This window comes from Proteiniclasticum sp., from assembly GCF_003514505.1.
In the GTDB taxonomy this organism is placed as follows: Bacteria; Bacillota; Clostridia; order Clostridiales; family Clostridiaceae; genus Proteiniclasticum.
The window spans coordinates 1-4,527 of sequence record NZ_DOPX01000006.1; the positions used below are offsets into that span (position 1 = coordinate 1).

General features: G+C 39.0%; 3 protein-coding genes and 2 rRNA genes. 1 reads left to right on the forward strand and 4 read right to left on the reverse strand.

Annotation, left to right across the window (positions count from 1 at the left end; genetic code table 11):
• Positions 1-265 precede the first annotated feature (265 nt).
• The gene (gene cls / locus DEF30_RS00875) at positions 266-1,729 is read left to right on the forward strand and encodes a cardiolipin synthase (protein WP_294095323.1); all 1,464 of its coding nucleotides are present in this window, start codon (positions 266-268) and stop codon (positions 1,727-1,729) included.
• A gap of 40 nt (positions 1,730-1,769) precedes the next feature.
• Here the strand turns inward: cls and DEF30_RS00880 are convergent, their stop codons facing one another.
• From DEF30_RS00880 to DEF30_RS00895, 4 genes are all read right to left on the reverse strand, one after another.
• Positions 1,770-3,080 carry an NAD(P)-dependent oxidoreductase gene (locus DEF30_RS00880; protein WP_294095326.1) on the reverse strand — a complete coding sequence of 437 codons (1,311 nt, stop codon included), beginning with the start codon at positions 3,078-3,080 and terminating at the stop codon, positions 1,770-1,772.
• 153 nt (positions 3,081-3,233) lie between these two features.
• Positions 3,234-4,076 carry a metallophosphoesterase gene (locus DEF30_RS00885; RefSeq protein WP_294095330.1) on the reverse strand — a complete coding sequence of 281 codons (843 nt, stop codon included), beginning with the start codon at positions 4,074-4,076 and terminating at the stop codon, positions 3,234-3,236.
• A gap of 101 nt (positions 4,077-4,177) precedes the next feature.
• Positions 4,178-4,295, reverse strand: a 5S ribosomal RNA gene (rrf, locus tag DEF30_RS00890).
• A gap of 78 nt (positions 4,296-4,373) precedes the next feature.
• A 23S ribosomal RNA gene (locus tag DEF30_RS00895) occupies positions 4,374-4,527 on the reverse strand; the annotation flags it as partial.

Here is a 4,527-nt window from a genome sequence, read left to right on the forward strand (position 1 = left end):
AGAACTGTGTTTGCTTGTTTTCGCCGCTCTCATCAAGCGACTTGTCTATAATAGCATGGTTCGAAATACTAAGTCAACAGCTTTTTTGAAAAAATCTAAAGAAATTATCAAGAGTGTATTCAATAAGTTCTAAATCCATCTAAACCCATTCAGCCTCAGTTCATGAACAAAAACTAAAATTAATCTACTTTCTACAAAATCATACCTTCCTCTTATGAAACTATACTATAATATACTTATCAGTACTTTATTGGAGGAAAATACTTTGAATTTATATAACGCAATTACGGCATTAAGTCTGGTTATTAACTTCCTGATTTCACTGACCATCATCTTTAAGAACAGAGAGAAGCCTGAGAAGTCCATTGGATGGCTTCTGATTTTCATGCTCATTCCCTTTCTGGGCTTGATTCTTTACTTCTTTCTAGGACGCAACTGGAAATCAAGGAACTTAAAAGAAAGACTCTCACCCGAAATGATTGATTTTGTAAAAACAAGTCTGGAGGAGTACGCTGGACCTTATAAAGACATGGCTAAAATGGTCACCATCGGAAATGGCAGCCCCATGTTCTCTTATAACAACATCACTCTATATAAAGATGGCGTGGAGAAATTTGAAGCCCTTATTCATGATCTTGAATCAGCCACACATCACATTCATATGGAATACTACATTGTAAAATCTGATGACATCGGTCGACGTATCTTTGATACCCTGATCCGAAAATCCAAAGAAGGTGTTAAAGTCCGCTTTATTATGGATAAAGTTGGCGGCAGACGATTCGATAAAGAATATCTAAAAGAAATTAGAGCTGCAGGTATAGAGCTTGTGACTTACAGTGCTCATTTTGCAAGTATCAGCAAATACATAGATACTTCCATCAATTACCGAAACCACCGGAAAATCATTATCATTGATGGAAAGATTGGATACCTGGGTGGCAATAACATAGGAGATGAGTATACTGGGAAATCAAAATTCGGTTACTGGCGAGATACTCATGCACGAATTGAAGGTGAGTTTGTATTAGGACTTCAGGCTTTATTCTTCGATGATTTTTTCTCTGTGCTTTCTTTTAATGAAGAGGCTAAGAAATGGGAGTACGATAAACAAAGGCAAAAGTATAAAAGAGAAGAAGATCTCTCACTTTATTTCCCGAAAAACACCATCGAAAATTATCTTCCTATGCAGCTTGTCTATAATGGTCCAGGTACTCCCTATTCAACAGTTGAACAGCTTTTTCTAAAGATGATTACCAGCGCAAAAGAAAAAATATATATCAGCTCCCCTTATTTCATACCTTCTGATTCTCTAATGCAAGCACTTAAGGTTGCAGTTCTTTCTGGGATAGATGTCAAGATCGTTTTTCCAGAGCAGTATGATCATCCCCCTGTGGGTCACGCTTCGATGACCTATATCAAAGAACTGCTTGATGTAGGAGTTGAGTTCTATTTATACGACAAAGAATCCTTTTATCATAACAAAGCCATGGTTGTGGATACCCAAATTTCAACTTTCGGAACTGCAAACTTCGATGTAAGAAGTTTATACTACAATTATGAAGTAAATGCAGTAGTTTACGATGAACTTACTTCTGCAAAAATGGAAGGGCTTTTCTATGATGATGCTGCAGCAAGCAGAATGCTCACTTTAGAGGAGTACAATCGCGGAAGTATTTTTACCCACTTGAAAGAAAGCTTCTTTAGAATATTCTCTTTACTGTTTTAATTTAAAGAACCCGCAGTATATCTGCGGGTTCTTTTGACTTTTATGCTTCTAAAAGCTTCTTGGCATCCACATATGCTGCAATGCCATCAGCAACTTTCTTTGCTTCTTTCATGGCCTTTACAACAGTTGCAGGCTGATGTACTACATCTCCGCCAGCAAATACACCTCGTAGCGTAGTCATACCATACGGTTTTTCTCTGGTGATCACATATCCTTTGCTGTCTACTTCAATTCCTTCCGTGGTTGATACAATACGCCTTGCTGGCTTTGATCCAATGGCAACAAGAACAACATCTGCATCATGAATGAGTTCTCCCTGAGGCGTATTAACGCGTAGACCTGTAACTACTCCGTCTTTTCCATTATATGCAATAGGAGCACTTTCAAAATAAAACTGTACTCCTTCCTTCAGCGCATCCTCATACTCAGACTTTGTTGCTGGCATATCTTCTTCCTTGCGTCGATAAATCACCTTAACCTCTTTTGCTCCAATTCTAACTGCTGTCCGAGCGGCATCCATGGCTACATTGCCAGATCCGATAACAATGACTCTGCTTCCATCTTTGACAAGCACCTCATCTATGGGCAGCTTCCCTTCATTGGCAAGCATAGAAGTTCTTAAGAAATAGGAGGATAACTCCACTCCCTTCAGTTCTTTGCCAGGGATGTCCAACTGATTGGATAGTGCTGTACCCGTCCCAATAAATACTGCATCAAATCCTCTTTCGAAAAGATCATCCACTGTGAAACCTTCACCAGCTACCATATTGTTCATGAATGTTACACCATAAGACTCAATTTTCTTTATTTCACGTCTGACGACATCTTTAGGCAGTCTAAAATCGGGTATTCCATAAAGGAGTATTCCGCCAGGCTCTTCCTGAGCTTCATACACTACAACATTGAAGCCTCCTTTTGCTAAGTCACCTGCAATGGTCAGCCCTGCGGGACCTGATCCTATTACGGCAACTTTTCCTCTCGTTTTTCTTGGGATTTTTTCATTGATCAGTCCCATGGAATGATCAAAATCTGCAACAAACCGTTCAAGTTTACCAATATGTATCGATTTACCTGCTTTTGCAAGAATACAATGCCCTTCACATTGCAGATCATGAGGACATACCCTGCCGCAAATCGCAGGCAGATTTGTCTTTCTTGCTAAAATCTCTCTGGCTTCTCCAAAATTCCCCTTAGAAATTTCTCTAATAAAATTTGGTATTTCATTCTCTATAGGACACCCAGTGATGCATGTAGGATTTTTGCAGTCCAAGCAGCGCTTTGCTTCTTTGACGGCCTCTTGCATGGTGTACCCTTGTTCAACATCGATTAAATATAGTCCATTATTCTCCATAGTTTCCTCCAAAGCCTCAAAACTTCTATCTTATTTTGTCATTCATGATATTTATTGTCAATCTTATCCGTTTTTTTTAAGAAATAGAAAAGAGATTAACGATGATATTAGAATCAGCCGTCAATCTCTGCCCGTAAATTTATAGAAAAAGCTTTACTCTTCTGGAAAGAGTTTGATCACAATAAGCTCTGGTGGATTATTCACACGTAGCGGAAATGCACTGTTCCCGATTCCTCTTGAAATAATCATAAAGGTATTCTTCATCTTATGCATTCCTGAAGTGAGCATTGGAAAAAAGCCCTGATTGGGTGCAAGAATCCCCCCAAACAGCGGAAGTCTCACCTGTCCACCATGGGCATGGCCAGAAAGAACCAGATCAAATGAATACTCAGCATACAGATCTAAAAGCTCTGGTCTATGTGAAAGAAGTATAGTGTACTTATGATCATATTGAGGTAAAGTATCCAGCTGTTTTTTCATAATGATACCTTCGGACTCTCCGCTTTTCCTTCTGGTAAATGCTGGATCCCGTACACCGTAGAGATAAATAGGAGCAGCTTCTTTGTTTGGTATTGTCATTCTATCATTCAATACTTCAATACCACTCTCCCTAAGCCTGTTTTCAAGAACTTCATACTCTGGCACCCTGCTTTCATGATTACCTGAAACATAATATACCGGTGCTATTTTCCGCATCTCTTTCATCAAAAGCAGTGCCACATCAAGATCTGTGGTTCTGGAGTCTATAAGGTCTCCTGTGACAGCAATGAGATCTGGTTTATTTTCTTTTATTTTATCCACAAGAACTTTGTTATTTTCACCAAATAGCGTGTTGTGATAATCAGAAACATGTACAATTGTATACCCTGATATGGATGAAGGTATCTTTTCATTTCTGATCTCATGATGTGTAACTTTCAGATGTTTATTTTCCTTCAGAATCCATATCCCTAACCCTATCATCAGAGCTGCACCTATGAGTGTCTTTTTACCCATTTTACACACCTCTCTATCTTTCATGAGACTTTTCAAAGAGTCCACTATTACTAGTTAATTCAATATACAAAAAAGCCCTAAGCTTGCGCTTAGAGCAGTGTAACTGGCGACGACCTACTTTCCCACAGGGCTTCCCCTGCAGTATCATGGGCTCCTTGAGGCTTAACCGTCGTGTTCGGAATGGGAACGGGTGTAACCCTCAGAGATATAGACACCAGATATTTAGTTTTAGAAAGATCTGCATCTTTCAAAACTGCATACAGAGAGATTGTAAAGAATTAGAGATTGTTCTTTTTTTTGATTAAGCCCTCGATCTATTAGTATGAGTAAGCTGAATACATTACTGCACTTACACCTCTCACCTATCAACCTTGTGTTCTTCAAGGGATCTTACTGACTTACGTCATGGGAAATCTTATCTTAGGGTAGGCTTCACGCTTAGATGCTTTCA